The organism is Brevibacillus sp. NRRL NRS-603, assembly GCF_003013445.1.
In the GTDB taxonomy this organism is placed as follows: domain Bacteria; phylum Bacillota; class Bacilli; order Brevibacillales; family Brevibacillaceae; genus Brevibacillus; species Brevibacillus formosus.
The window spans coordinates 810,398-826,267 of the sequence record NZ_PXZN01000012.1 but is presented as its reverse complement, the minus strand read 5'-3'; the positions used below and the strand labels follow the sequence as shown (position 1 = coordinate 826,267).

The following is a 15,870-nucleotide window of genomic DNA, read 5'->3' as shown; positions in this document are numbered from 1 at the left end:
CCATCGGGCTTAGGGGTAGCGCATTCAAGGGGGACTATTTCATGAAAGAACAATTTTTATTAAGCGGCGATCATCCGATCCTGAGCAATCATAAAGTTTTTGGTCAGGAACTGCTGCCCGGTCCGGCTTATGTCGACCTGATCTACCAAGCATTTCGGGATAACGGGTACGATTGGAAAGAGCTGGAGCTTTGCCATGTATCGATCTATCATCCCTTGACGGTGGGTCACGATTACGAGGTGCTGATCGATATTGTTGTGGAAGAGAAGGAAGCGGGATGCTGGAGCATTGTCGTAGAAGGCCGCGAATCGCGGGATGGAGCAGTCAGCCCGGAGGCGAAACGATATGCCGATGCCCAAATGCGGAAGATTCAACCCGTTTCATTTGATAAGAAGATTAATCTCGGGCAAGCCATAAATCAGGCGGAGGCTTCCGTCGATCTGGAGGAGGCCTATGCGCAGTTTCGTGCGCTGGGCCTCATCCATACCGGCATGATGAAAGCGGAAGGGCATACCTTCCAAACTTCAACAGGCGTGCTCATCGAGCTTGCATTGGATCGCAATTCGCGCGACAGCGCCGATGACGTGCTGTTTCATCCCACCTTGTTAGATGCTAGCTGTGTAGGTGCCTCGCTATTGCTGCGAACGCATGTCGGGGAAGAGCAGCAATTGTTTCTGCCCTTATATTTTGAGTCCTTTCGTGCGGAGCAGCTCATTCAAGAGCGCTGCTATACACAGGTTCTCGCTCCCAGTGTTCAACGAAAGAACGAATTGCTCAGCATGACGCTGGAGCTATTCGACAGCAAGGGCTGCAAAGTAGCAGAAATGAAAAACTACACGATGAAGCTGGTGAGGGCGGCATCCGGGATGGGTTCATCTGCCGTCTCCGGAGGTGGGGATGCCCCGTCCGTCACAGAACCGGCGCCGGCTCCAGTCAAACAGGGGCATGCTCTCCGAGGGGAGCACACTCCTGCTGTTCAGGCGGCCGCTTTTCTGGCCGGAATCTTGGCTGAGCGCTTGGATATGGCTGAAGCGGATCTCGATCAGAACGCGGGCTATTATGAGATGGGAATGGATTCCCCAGGCTTGCTGGAGATGGTTAAGAGAATTGAAGCGAAGGTAGGCGCAGTGCTTCCGCCTACGTTGCTTTTTGAATATACGACGATTGCAGATTTATCCGTTTACTTGGCCGAACACTACGCTTCGGTATTTGCGGATGAAAGCTTCGCACCGGCACCGGGCGATGGAATTAATGCCCCCAGATTGCAGCTTGATGAACATTCGGACAACAGGAAGAAACCTGCGGATTCCAGCAACCGCCCAGAAGCATCAACATCGCAAGAAGAGGATATTGCAATCATCGGAATGTCAGGCCGTTTTCCAGGGGCAAGCGATCTCCGCGAGTTTTGGCAAAATCTGAAGGACGGTAAAGACTGCATCAGCGAAATTCCCCCTTCACGATGGGATTGGAAACAGTTTGAAAACTTAAAGTCTCCTTCGGGCAAAGGGGTTTCCAGATGGGGCGGCTTCATTGACGACCCGGATTGCTTTGATGCGCCGTTCTTTCGCATATCGCCTCGCGAAGCGGAAATCATAGACCCGCAGGAGCGGATTTTTCTTGAAACCTGCTGGGAGGCCATTGAAGATGCTGGATACCGTCCGTCCAGCCTCGTAACGCCAAGAGGACCGAACAAACGGAACCTTGTCGGCGTGTTCGCCGGTGTTATGCATAAGGATTATGCACTACTCGGGTCGGAGCTTATGGCGCAAGGCTTGCTATTCCCGCTTTCTTTGAGTCACTCGTACGTGGCGAACCGGGTTTCCTACTCGCTTAATTTCCATGGACCCAGTCTGGCAGTCGATACGCTGTGCTCCGCATCTCTGACAGCTGTCCACATGGCGGTAGAGAGCATCCGGCGCGGAGAATGTGAAGCTGCAATTGCGGGCGGTGTCAACTTGTCACTTCATCCTGGCAAATATAAGACGTTCGGCATGGTCAACATGCATTCGAGCGACGGTTATTGCCGTACGTTCGGTAAAGACGGCGACGGGTTTACATCCGGAGAAGGGATTGGTGCGGTCGTACTAAAACCGCTAAGTGCGGCCGTCAAGGATGGCGATCAGATATATGCCGTCATCAAAGGCAGTTCAATCAACCATGTGGGTGCGGTTAGCGGCATTACGGTGCCCAGTCCGGTTGCACAAGCTGAATTGATTGAAGACTGCCTGAATAAGGCTAATATTCATCCGAGAACAATCAGCTATCTGGAAGCGCACGGCACAGGCACGTCGCTCGGCGATCCCATCGAAATCCAAGGACTGGTTAAAGCATATTCCCGCTACACGGATGACCGTCAATATTGTGCCATCGGTTCAGTCAAATCCAACGTCGGTCACGGCGAGTCCGCCGCCGGGGTTTGCGGGTTGATTAAGGTTGCGCTGCAGATGCATCATAAAACGTTAGTGCCGTCGTTGCATTCCGCCGAAACGAACCCATATATCGATTTTGAGCAATCGCCATTCTACATCCAGCGGCAGTTAGAGCAATGGGAGCAGCCTCGGGTGACCGAAGCAGGAAAGGAAACGGTATACCCGAGAAGGGCAGGGATCAGCTCCTTTGGCGCCTACGGCTCAAATGCGCATGTCATTTTGGAGGAATGGGTGCCGCAGCCTTCTTCCGCGAGCGGCGAGCCGTCTGCCGTCATTGTCCCGTTATCGGCCAAAAATGAAGATCGCTTGAAAGTGTATGCGGATCGGTTAGCGCGGTTCCTTGCGGATGAGGCTGGATGCGTGGCTAGCGTTCAGGAAATGGAATCACAGAGCGGGTTGGCAGCCAATATTCTGCGAATGGTTTCAACTGTTCTGAAGGTGGATGAACAAGACATCGATTTCGATCAAGACTGGTCGGAATACGGCATGGAAACGGCACACCTGTCTGCTGTCCGGGAACAGCTGCTGCGGGAATATGAAATCGAGACCGACAGCATCGATTGGTACGAGATTCGATCGATCTCTGATGCCGCTGAATCGCTGTATCTGATTCTGAATCGTAATCGTCATGCGAAAGGCGGAGCATGTCAGGAGATGAGCTTGTCGTCCATTGCTTATACGCTTCAGACCGGACGCGAAGCAATGGAAGAACGGGTTGTCTTTCTAGTCAGCAGCATCCAGGAACTGGTCGAGAAATTAAAAGCATATGCGGAAGGTAAACCTACCATTCCGAACTGCTGGAGAGGTCAGTTGAAGAAGAAGCCCGGCGTGTCGGCGGAGGTGGCGAAGGCTGACGACCGTTGGTTTACGGAAGGAAACATGGCTGAAATCGCACAGTATTGGGCTCAGGGCAGCGATATCGAATGGGGACGGCTTTACCGTACCGATAAACCGAGAAAAATGCATCTTCCGGCCTATCCTTTTGCGAAAAACCGATACTGGCTGCCCGTTGCGGGGAAACCACAGGACAGCCTGCCAACAGTGGTACAGCAAGTAGGAAGCATAGCCGAAGCGGCAAGTCCGACCTCGCCTCAGGGAGAAAGCTCAGCCGTAATTCCGGCTTCGAACCGGAACGTGGAGAATGACGCTAACCAACGTATTGTGGAAGCTGAAACAGGTGCCGATTCGCAGGATCTGCTGCGGCAGTTTACTCCGGTGTGGGATACGTTCGCCGTTGAGCCGGAAGGCGACTATTTCCCTGCCGTTACGGAACGGATCGCTGTATTTGGTTTAAGCAACGAACGTTTCGCGCAAATCCAAGCCCTATATCCGGGTTCCGTACATTTTGGTAATGACGAAGACGCAACCGTGGCTGATATCAAGCGGAAGATTTCCAGCTTTGAGGATATCGGACACTTTATATGGGTAGTTCGTGATCCGGCTGCTAAAGACGGCGGTGTGGACGATGCGCTGATTACTGCTCACAATCAGACTACGCTCAGCTGCTTCCGGTTTATTCAAGCGTTGCTGCAATCCGGCTACGGTTCAAGGCCGGTCGGCCTCACGGTCATCACGACCCAGGCCCAAGCGGTATACAAGAAAGACAGCATAAAACCGGCACAGGCAGGCGTTCACGGACTGATCGGCTCGCTTGCTAAAGAATATCCAAACTGGATGATTCGTCTGATCGACTTGGAGTCGGATTCGAAATGGCTGGTGTCCGAGATGTTCCGGATCCCTGCAGACCGGAGGGGCGGGGCTGCTGTATATAGAGGGCGTGAGTGGCACCGTATGCAGCTGATTCCAACTATTCTTCCCGCTCCGAAGGCGCCCGTGTACCGGAATGGAGGCGTATATGTCGTCATCGGCGGCGCCGGCGGGATCGGAATGGTATGGTCGGAGTATATGATTCGTACCTATCAAGCGCAAATTGTATGGATTGGCCGTAGCCCGATGAATGACGCTATTCGAACCAAAATTCACAGTCTTTCAGATCGTGGTCCCGAGATTCGGTATTGGAGTGCAGACGCATCGGACATCCATTCGCTCTCGCAGGCTTATGCCGAGATTAAGCAGCGCTTTGGCTCTGTAAACGGCATCGTCCATTCGGCAATGGTATTAAATGAGTACAGCTTGGCTGAAATGGATGAGGTTGCTTTTCAAGCCGCGCTCTCCGCTAAAGTTGACGTGAGCGTCAGGATGGCGCAGGTATTTCGCGAAGAACGGCTGGATTTCGTACTGTTCTTCTCATCGCTCATCAGCCTCATTAAGAATCCGCAGCAGGCTCATTATGCGGCCGGTTGTGTCTTTAAGGATGCTCTCGCGCACTTGCTGGCACAGCAGTGGTCTTGCAGCGTGAAAGTGCTAAACTGGGGATTCTGGTCAAGCGATAAGGTCGAGGATACGGAAAAATACCGGATGCTGCAGGAGCTTGGAATTGGGCTGATCGAGCCGGAGGAAGGGATGCAGGCGATCGAGAGACTGCTTGCCCAGCCGCAATTGCAGCTGGCCGTCATGAAAACGACGAAGCCAATCCCCGTCGAAAGCATGAATCCAAAAGAAGAAATGAAGGCTCTTGCTGCAGGCCAGCGGTCAGTTGAAGCAGGCCGAAGCCTGCCTGCCGCCTCTGAGCGACCCGATATCGGACAGCTGAAGCGTGAGAACGCGGAGAAGACGGATGAGATGAACGGACTTCTTGGCAGGCTGTTGTTCGTGCAGCTTCGGCAAACGGGGTTATTCGCTTCCGGAACGTTCGATCTGAAACAGGCAATGGCTGTTGCAGGAATCGCCGAAGAAATGTATGCCGAATGGCTGAGTCAGAGCGTTGCTATTCTCGTAGAGCTTGGGCTGCTGTCCAGCAGCAGCCATCTTCTGTCGGTTACGGACACGGCAAACACCGATCATGGGGCGGTATGGGAGCAGTGGGGGCGGCAGACCGCTAAATGGCGGGAGGATGAGAAAACAAGAGCGCAAATCGTATTGGTGGAAACAACGCTGAAGTCCTTGCCTGCCGTCCTTACAGGGAAATCTGCAGCGACCGACGTGCTCTTTCCGAACTCGTCAATGGAACTTGTCGAGGGTATTTACAAGAGCAATCCGGTAGCCGATTATTTCAACGATGTAGTGGCCGAGGCAGCCCTGCATGTTGTCAGACAACGTGTCAAGGAAAATCCGCAGACGCAAATTCGTATCCTGGAAATCGGAGCGGGCACAGGCGGTACGTCTGCGGGGGTGCTCGCCAAGCTAGCTCTCTATAAGACTCATATTGTGGAATACTGCTATACCGATCTATCCAAAATGTTCTTGCTCCATGCGAAGAAGGAATACGGCCCTAGCTATCCGTTCCTGACGTACCGCACATTCAACGTAGAGCAAGCTCTTGCGCAGCAAGGAGTTGATGCCGGTCAGTATGATCTGGTCATAGCCGCGAACGTCCTTCATGCTACGCGTAATATGCGGACGACGGTTCGCAACGCCAAAGCGGCGTTGAAGCCCGGAGGATGGCTGCTTTTAAATGAAATTAGCAGCGGCGCCCTATTTACCCATCTTACGTTCGGACTGCTGGAAGGCTGGTGGCTGTATGACGATCCTGGCATTCGGATTCCGGGCAGTCCGGCGCTATCCCCCGAAAGCTGGCAGCAGCTGCTTGAGAGGGAGGGCTTCGGTGCGATCGGCTTCCTGGCCCAGGATCATCACGACCTAGGACAGCAAATCGTTGCGGCACAAAGCGATGGAATCATCAGACAGTCTAGATGGGAACAACGGAAAGGAACAAGCGCTCAGCAGTCTGCAACCCAATCCGTTTCAGCATTGACGAAAGAGCGGAGTGAAGCAGCTCATACGGATTCCAGAAGTGAAAGCGAGGACAGCTTATTTGCCTTAAATGAGCAGATGCTCCAGGATGAAATCAAATCGTTGATCGCCTCCCAGCTGGCGGAAACGCTGAAGCTGGAAGCGTCATCGCTCGATATGGATGACTCTTTCGCAGACTACGGGCTTGATTCCATTTCCGGCGTGCATATCGTCAATACGCTTAACGAACGTTTGCAGATTGAGATGAAGACAACCATTCTTTTTGACTACAGCTCGATCAATCAATTGGCTGGTTATTTGCTGTCTGCGCATCAAGAGGCTGTAGTGTCCGCATTTAGCGACCGACTCGCCGCCGTTTACGAGCAAAGTACAATTCCTCTCGAAAGAAAGGAGCAGGCTGTCCATTTCGAATCCTTGCAAACGAAGGCGTCCGCGCAGCCGGCCGAAGCTGCTGTATCCGTTCGGACTACGGAAGCAGCAGTTAAAGAGCCCATCGCCATAATCGGAATGAGCGGCCGCTTTGCCAAATCGAACACGCTGGATGAATTGTGGGACCATTTGGCTCAAGGTCATGATCTTGTTGAAGAAGTTACCCGGTGGGATCTATCGAAGTATGCACCCAAAGGCAAGCCTTACTGCAATCACGGCAGCTTCTTGGATGAGATCGATAAGTTCGATCCGTCCTTCTTTAATATTTCCGGACTCGAGGCTACCTATATGGATCCGCAGCAGCGCATGTTCCTAGAGGAATCATGGAAGGCGCTGGAGGATTCGGGTTATGCGGGCCAAAGCGTAGAGGGTCGTGCCTGCGGCGTGTATGTCGGCTACAATATTGGCGACTATGTGCACCATATCGGGGACAACTCGCCTCCGCAAGCGATGTGGGGGAATGCTCCATCTATTATTCCCGCAAGAATCGCCTATTATTTAAATCTTCAGGGGCCTGCCGTTACGGTGGATACCGCCTGCTCCAGTTCGCTTGTATCCATCCATCTTGCCTGCCAAGGCTTATGGACCGGAGAGACCGAAATGGCGCTGGCAGGGGGCGTGTTTGTCCAAACGACGCCAACGTTTTATATCAATTCCAACCGGGCCGGTATGCTGTCTCCTTCGGGCAAATGTCACACGTTCGATAATCGGGCGGACGGCTTCGTACCTGGCGAAGGGGTCGGTGTCGTCGTTCTGAAGCGTCTGAAGGATGCCATTGCCGACGGCGATCATATCCACGGGGTTATTAAGGGGTCGGGCATTAACCAGGACGGGACGACAAACGGCATTACCGCTCCAAGCGCTAACTCGCAGGAACGATTGGAAAAGTCCGTCTATGAGCGTTTCGCCATTCATCCGGAGCAGATTCAAATGGTGGAGGCGCATGGCACCGGAACCCGTCTCGGCGATCCGATTGAGTTCGAAGCATTGAACAGTGCTTTCAGCCATTACACGGATAAAAAGCAGTTCTGCGCGATCGGAACAATAAAAACAAATATTGGTCATACAACCGCAGCTGCAGGTGTCGCTAGCGTTTTCAAAATTTTACTGTCGCTGCGAAACCGGCAAATCCCGCCTTCCTTGCATTATGAGACGGGCAATGCGCATATCAAGTTTTCCAGCAGCCCGTTCTATGTCAATACGGAGATTAAAGATTGGGAGGTTCCATCGGGCTCAAGGCGGATTGCAGCCACCAGCTCCTTCGGCTTCAGCGGCACCAATGCGCATATGGTCATTGAGGAGGCTCCAGCTCCTTTGCGCATGCATGCATCGAGGCCGTTTTACCTCATTACACTGTCAGCCCGCAGTCGGGAACAGCTGAGGCAGCAAGCCGAGAGGTTGTTGGAGCATTGCGAGCGGGTACCTAGCATTGATGCGGGAAACATCAGCTATACACTGCTAGTTGGACGCCGTCACATGAATCACCGGTTGGCGTGTATCGTCAAAGACGCAGAAGAGCTAAAACAGCTGCTCTCCAACTGGCTATCGCGCGGTGAAATGGCGCAGGTGTTCGTATCCGAGTTAGCGGAAAACGACGTTCGCGAGAAGCATTCGTTAAAGCGGTTTGGCAATGCTGCGATCGAGAGCTGCCAAACGTGCACAAATCCAGGCTTGTATCTTGAACATCTGTCCACGGCAGCCGAATTGTATGTTCAAGGCTATGCGCTGAATTACAGTCAGCTGTTTGCCGGCGACTCCTATTCGCGTGTGCCGCTTCCAACGTATCCGTTTGCCAAAGAACGATACTGGGTTTCGAATACTGACTATCCGCCGCAGGATCCACAAAGACGCGAACCTATGAAAGCGTCTAGCGAATCTTTGCCTCTGAACTTTCAGCGCGCTTCGTTGAAGGACACCTCAGGGCTATTGTTTCAAACGGTTCTGACGGGGACGGAGTTTTTCTTGACGGATCATTCAGTTCGAGGTCAAAAGGTGCTGCCTGCAGTCGTCTATCTGGAAATGGTGCGGGCGGCTATGACGGCAGCATGCGAAAAAGGATCAGGTCCGCCAACTTCACCAGTCTTGCTACAGCATATCGAATGGGCACAGCCAATTGTCGTGGAAGATCGTTCCGTCACGGTGAACATTCATCTGCAACGTAATTCCGAAGCGGACTTCTTATTCGAAATTTATACGGAAGCATCGGGTCATCCGGCGGGAAGAACGGTTCACTGTCAAGGAACAGCGGCATTAGGCGAATCCGTTCAAGTGCCTCATACCGAATCGCTTGAAGAACTTCAGGCTAGATGTGACGTCGGATTGATCACCGGAGCCCAATGTTATGACATGCTTGACCGGCAAGAAATAGATTATGGAGCTGGCCACCGTGCTATTGACCGAATCCAGGTCGGTAAAGACGAGCTGCTGTCTCGTTTGGAAATTGCGGCTTCCGCCTTGTCCACACTGGAGCATTATGTGCTTCATCCGGGCATGATCGATTCGGCGCTGCAAGCATCAATCGGAATGGCCGCATTATCTTTAGATTCCGAAGGAGGAACCGACTCGGAAGCAGCATTAAGGCCGGTACTTCATTATGCACTGGACCGTTTGGTGATTTTGGGTCCAAGTACAGCGGTCATGTGGGCATGGATTCGGAGAAGCTCCGGAAGCACTGCAACAGGGGCGATTCAAAAGCTTGATATCGATATCTATGATGAGCATGGAAAACACTGCGTGATGCTTCAAGGCCTCTCTTCCGGCGGAATGACTGTCGATCCCGCAACGGAAGCGATGATGGAGCAGCGCACTGGAATGAAAGCGATGCAAAGCCAGCAGGGCATTCAATCGCTTTACGATGCGCTGGCAAGCGGGAAGCACCAAGTGTCGATGACGAACATGGCTTTGAGCACAACGCCGCTCATGGAAGAGTTGGCGACAGCGAAGCAAGCTCCCGCGGCCGAGTGGCAATCAGATAGAGAGAACCGGCTCGGATCAGACGAGCTGTATAAGAGAACGATACTCTACTTAAGAGAGACCCTGTCATCCTATATACGCATGCCGCTGCACCGCATGGATGCCAAGACCTCTTTCAGCAAGTTTGGCATTGACTCGATTATGGCGCTGCAGCTTACGGCACAGCTTGAGAACGAATTAGGCTCGCTGCCGAAAACCTTGTTCTTCGAGTATGAAAATATACAAGCGCTGGGTGAATATCTTCTCGGTCATTATGAGCGTAAGCTACGTCGGCTGCTTGCGCCCGAGCTTACACAAGTGATAACAAAGGCAGCTTCACCGGTTTTATCGGCTGCTCATTTATCCGTTACGCCAGCTCCAGCGGCGACAAACCCAGCGTTAAAGCAAGTAACACTGACCCGCGAGGAGATATCCGAGCGTCAACTTGCGTCCGATATCGCGATCATCGGATTGTCGGGCCGCTATCCAGGAGCGGACGATTTAGACCAGTTCTGGGACAATCTGAAGAGCGGGAAGGATTGTATTGACGAAATACCCGCTGATCGTTGGCAAAGCGACAAGTATTATGATCCTGAGAAAGGCAAGCCGGGCAAGAGCTACTGTCAATGGGGCGGGTTTCTGAAAGATATCGATCAATTCGATCCGATCTTCTTCCAGCTCTCACCCTTGGAAGCTTCTTATATAAACCCGCAAGAGCGGCTGTTTCTCGAGTCCGTATGGAACACGTTAGAGCAAGCGGGTTATACAAGCCAGACGCTTGAGCATGAGTATGGCAGCAAGGTTGGCGTGTATGCCGGTTGTATGAACAATCATTATCATTTGCTTAATAAGGACCCGTCGAAGGAGCCGCTTCTTGCTCTGTCCTCGTATAGCTCCATCGCCAATCGGGTGTCCCATTTCTTTAATCTCAAAGGTCCGAGCATCGCTGTCGATACGATGTGTTCTTCCTCGGCGGTCGCGATCCATATGGCATGCGAAAGCTTGCGGAAGGGTGAATGCGAGCTGGCGATCGCCGGCGGCGTCAATCTTTCGCTTCATTCGCAAAAGTATGTCGGCTTAAGCATGTTGCGTTTGGCTGGCAGTCATCCCGGAAGCAGAAGCTTCGCGGACGGGGACGGTTATTTGCCATCGGAAGGAGTCGGTTCGGTCCTATTAAAACCGCTGGTAAAAGCCATCGAGGATGGTGATTCCATATTAGCGGTGATTAAATCAACTGCCGTCAATCATGGCGGACAGACAAACGGCTACGGAGCGCCGAATCCGAATGCGCAAGCCCAACTGATGGAAGAAAGCATGCGCCAGGCCGGCATAAAACCAGAGTCGATCAGCTATATCGAGTGTGCGGCTAACGGGTCATCCATCGGCGATGCAGTTGAAATGGCGGCGATGAACAAAGTGTACCGTAGCCATTCTGGTAGGAAGCGTGCTCTGCCGATTGGGTCCGTCAAATCCAACATCGGGCATGGGGAAGCTGCCTCGGGCATCGCCCAATTAACAAAAGTCGTTCTTCAGTTAAAGCATCGGCAGCTTGTTCCGACAATCGGCTCGGACACAGCCTTGAATCCGAATTTACGCCTTGAAGAAACGAATTTCCGTATTCAGCGGCGTTTAGAGGACTGGCAACAGACGGAAAATGAAGCGCCACATGGTGGGAAATTCCCGCTTCGTGCGGCGATCAGCTCCTTTGGTGCCGGCGGTACGAATGCTCATCTGATTGTCGAGGAATATGTGCCGCATGCGGAAGAGCCGTCTGTACAGGAAACTGAAAATCAATTATTCATCCTCTCGGCCAAAAGCCGGGAACGTCTGAAGGAAGTCGTGTACCATGTACGTCAGTATGTGAAGCGGAACGAGGAGCTTTCGTTGGACGATCTGGCCTATACGCTGCAGGTCGGTCGTGAATCCGCGGACTTCCGCCTTGCTGTAACAGCGAGCAGCAGGGAAGAATTGATGGCCGCGCTCTCGTCCTACCTTGATGACACTGGCAGTTCGGATCTGCCGCTATCCGGGAGCTTCGGGTTATACGAAGGAAATGCGGACGGACCTCCGGATGATATGCTCAAGCTCCTTTCTGGTAAGAACGGCCGGCTGTATTTGAAGCACTTGATGGATGAATATGATGTCGAGAAGCTTGCCATCTTCTGGTCAAAGGGCGGCGATATGGACTGGAGGGAATTGTATCGCAGCCGAAGAAAGGGGAAAATCGTTCCATTGCTCACTTACCCGTTCGTCAAACAGCGCTGCTGGCTTGAATACCAACCGGAAGCGGGCTTAGAGCGGACGGAAGCTGAGATGAGCAAGGACGATGAGATGAGCGCACAAAAGGCTCAGCTTGGCATGAACGGGAATGATGCAAAGACAATCGTCTTAAACAGCGTCGCTCTGCTTCTAGGCATGATGCCGACAGAGATTCAACCCCACAAGCGATTGACATATTACGGATTGAGCTCGCTTCATCTCGTACAATTGCTTGCTGGCCTGCAGAAAGTGGCTGCTCCGTCGATGGAGCTCCCTGACCTGTTGACTTGTGAAACGATCCAAGACTTGATCGACAAGGTGCAAGCGAACTTCCCACTGGAAATCGATGTTCCTCATGTTGACGGCTCTTATTTGGAGGAGAACTTCAACCAGCAGATCATTTGGCTAAATTCTATTACGGATGGAAGGCCGGTATTTTGGATTCATGGCGCAACCGGAGGCGTTGAAGTATATCGTTCTTTGGCGGCGTATGCGAAAAGACCGTTCTACGGTATCCATTCATTCGGTGGTAGCGGCGACAAAGCACCTGAGGGCATAGTGGCTATTGCATCACATTATGTCCGACTCATCCAAGCGATTCAGCCGGAGGGCCCTTATGAGCTTGGCGGATATTCGCTCGGGGGTATGTTGGCCTACGAAATGACGCGTCAGCTGCAGGAAGTGGGTGAGACCGTATCGTCTTTGGTCATGCTGGATACGATGTTTAGCCCGGAGGTCCAGAGGACGACCCTCGATCAGAATTCTATCGCCCTGCAAACCGTAAACATGGCGTTGGCTGCTATCCATGGCTTTGCCTCGATCGATGAGAAAATTCTTCTCATCCACAGGGATGAGATTGACTGCGACAATGGATTCGATGTATTCTTCGAACGTCTAACCGAGCTAGCCGAGCATAGAGGACTAGATATTCCTAAGCAACTGCTGGAGAAGCAATTGGAGCATCAGCTTTCCATGCAGCAGCGCTACTGGTTGAAAGACTATAAACCTCTGCCTCTGCCTCGGCCTGATGAGGTGACCTGCTATTACTTCCGAAATCAGAGTGGGGTGTTCATGGGACCTTGGGAACCTTATTTAACGGCTAAAGAAGGGGCCGTTCCGTTTGACCATCTGCCTTACTGGGAGGAATGGGTACGACAGATCCCACAGATCTACGTGATGGACGTAGAAGCCTCGACACATATGACAATGCTCGAAGACGAAGCCTCAAGGCAAGTGATTTATGCGTTCTGCGAGAAACTTTATGACAAGCGGCCGCTTTCAGCACGTTTTTTTCAATCTTTCTATAAGCAGCACGCCATGTTCGTATAATACACTGACAAAAGCGAGGTACGCAGATGCGTATCTCGCTTTTTTGTTGTACGCCAGCACGGGCCTCATCTCGAGGGTGAAAGTCCCGAACGGGGGCTTGGTGTACAGAGATAATATAGTTTTAAACTGATTAATAAAGTATTAGGCTGGATAATAAAGTTGTAGACTGGCAGTTGCTTTTAAACTAACGGGCAGTAATGCCGGATAACCAACAATTCCATTATGCTGTTCATGTTGAAGGTGATACTAGTCAAAGACGAGGAGCATAAAGAGAATGATGATTACTATGATTTACTTTTAGAATTGGCACATCACCAATTAATAGAGTAGACATTTTGCAAAGATATCAAGGTGATAATAGAGTGATCTATAGAAGGGTAACTAATGATATTGTTTTTGTTCATGCGGATGAGACAATTGGAACTCTTTACGAGCACGAATTTAGTAATGAAGAGGGGTTTAAAACGAAAAAAGCCTGGCAGTTACGCCAGGCAAGTAATCGAGGTGTGGAACAATCGTCCCTAGTTCTAGTATCCGAGATCCTGAAGTTTTTTACATTAGGAGCTTAGAGGAAACCAGCTCCTCGCTTATGCTTTATACGTTTGATTTTTGAAAATGGGTTTGGCTTCCACCCGTTTTTTTCGATTGAACCAAAAGGACATTGTCGTCAACTCGTAAAGGAAAATACAGAGTGGCGGTGTAATGACGAACATGCCGAGAACCAATGAAGGCGTCGACCAGCCTAGTCGATGAATAACGTAGCTTTGTAGTAAGAACAAGATCAACGGATGAACCAAATAGATTGCCATGTTTTGTTTGGCCAACCGGGCAAGCCACGGACCGAGTTTAGGCAGTTTGCCGAGGTAAATGGAAACAGGGTAAAAGCTGATGATTACACAGAGTGTGTAGACCAAATAAAGCGGCTCGAAAATATTCATGCTCTCGTAATAGCTCTTGTACCCGGAAAGATAGCTGTAAGCCATCCAAACAGCTGCACTTGCCAACACAACAATAGAAGGTATTTGAAGGCGTTTCACCCATGTTCTCCATTTATCCACATTCATCCCGGCATACGCGCCGAGTGCAAAAGTAAATACGTACATGAAAACATAATGCTGTCCGTAAACATAAGTGTGTTTCATGAGAGACAGGAATGGGTTTGCATCCCAATCAATAGCCCATAACGGCGTAATGAACAAATAGTGGTAGAGAACGTACAGACCAGCTTGTCCTATGAATAGGACGATGATCCAGCGGAAATTCAAGTACCGCTCCAACCACGGTTTAATCAGGCAAAAGAATAAGCACAATTGCAAGTAAAGCGGAATGTAGTACAGGTGGTAGAAAGAGCTACCAGTTAATAGACTATCGAAAAAGGGTCCTACCAGCACAGCCGGGTCAAAGGTTTGATGTTTAAAATAGGTGAAGATGGCCGTCCAAATCATGTAAGGCAAAATAACAGCCCGCCAGCGCTTTTTCCAGAAAGCCCGCCAATCCAATTGACGGTTTTGATACCAGTAAAACAACAGCATTCCAGTTGCAAAGATAAACAAGGAGCGGCCGAATTTTAATAAGATAATTAGAACGGCTTGCAAATCACTATTCCACGGATACGTCTTCTCATTGGCGAGAAAAAAACTGAGGATGTGAATCATCAAGACAGTAAGAGCCCCAAAAACAAAAAGGGCATTCAGATCCTGAAACGTCCCCTTTCGATTGCTATTCATAATTCCTCCAGAATTTTACCGGCAGCACCTGGAGAATCAAAAGCAAATAAAATGCCCGTTATTCGGGTAAGTGCCAGTCAGGTGCGGCCAGTTCTTTTGCTGTATAAGAAAATAAGTGTAATCGCTGCGACAAATGTTGCCTCGACTCTGTCACTAACTCATTTTGCACATAAAAGGGGGTAGGTGATACAGCCCACTCAGAACGGATTGTCTCCAATAGACGTGCTTTTACATCATCTATGGTGGCCAATTTTCCAGTCAAACTCGCAATGCTGCCAACGGTAGAAGCATCGATGGAAGGAATTGGCTTATGACTTTGCATTTCATCCAAACCGGCGAGACGGTAAAAGCGCTCCATCCATTCTCCGCGTGGCCGATCGTCGACGTTAATGCATAATTGCAAAATAGAGCCGTGTCGCGTGCGTCTTTGTGCCATACCTCCGATTTTTTTACCGTGAATGGAAAAATCGTATTCCCCTGCACAGTAGGAACCTGTAACCTCTCCAAATTCCAGCTTTCCGTAATCACGCAGGCCCACATCAAGAAGCTGGGCAACAAACGAGAAGAAAGAGTCAATGGAAATCGAAGTGTCGGGCAATAAACAAGCCATATTGAGTACGCCAGCATCAAGCGGAACACAAGCGCCACCAGACGAGCGAAGAACACAACCAAAGCCATCTTGACCGAACTTGCGCAAGGCTTGCTGGAGATGAGGAAGCTTGGCGTCTCTGCGGCCGAGATACAACGCCTGATCGTACACCCAGAGATGAATGACGGGTGTTGCTGATTCAGATTGCATACTGGCAGCCAACGCTTCATCACGGATTAAAGGTTCAAGTGGACTATCCTGGTAGGTACCGGAGTCCATCCAGCGAAACGGTTGATTTACAGAAAATGACATAGGAAGGCTCCTTCACAGGACAAGAATAGCT

General features: G+C 51.0%; 3 protein-coding genes. 1 reads left to right on the top strand and 2 read right to left on the bottom strand.

The features are described 5' to 3' along the window. Positions 1-41 precede the first annotated feature (41 nt). Positions 42-13,211 (top strand): SDR family NAD(P)-dependent oxidoreductase, encoded by a 13,170-nt coding sequence (locus tag C7R94_RS10895; RefSeq protein WP_106780892.1) that lies wholly within the window; start codon positions 42-44, stop codon positions 13,209-13,211. A gap of 587 nt (positions 13,212-13,798) precedes the next feature. On the opposite strand, the gene C7R94_RS10885 is transcribed toward C7R94_RS10895, so the two are convergent. Both C7R94_RS10885 and C7R94_RS10880 read right to left on the bottom strand, forming a co-directional pair. Beyond that, positions 13,799-14,938, bottom strand: coding sequence for an acyltransferase (locus C7R94_RS10885; RefSeq protein WP_106780887.1), 1,140 nt, complete (start codon positions 14,936-14,938; stop codon positions 13,799-13,801). 58 nt (positions 14,939-14,996) lie between these two features. Next, the gene (locus C7R94_RS10880; RefSeq protein WP_088908040.1) at positions 14,997-15,839 is read right to left on the bottom strand and encodes a lipoate--protein ligase family protein; all 843 of its coding nucleotides are present in this window, start codon (positions 15,837-15,839) and stop codon (positions 14,997-14,999) included. Positions 15,840-15,870 lie beyond the last annotated feature (31 nt).

Bases quoted from the DNA above. Each gene is read 5' to 3' on its own strand.
- C7R94_RS10895 (WP_106780892.1), top strand. From the start codon at position 42: ATGAAAGAACAATTTTTATTAAGCGGCGATCATCCGATCCTGAGCAAT.
- C7R94_RS10885 (WP_106780887.1), bottom strand. From the start codon at position 14,938: ATGAATAGCAATCGAAAGGGGACGTTTCAGGATCTGAATGCCCTTTTT.
- C7R94_RS10880 (WP_088908040.1), bottom strand. From the start codon at position 15,839: ATGTCATTTTCTGTAAATCAACCGTTTCGCTGGATGGACTCCGGTACC.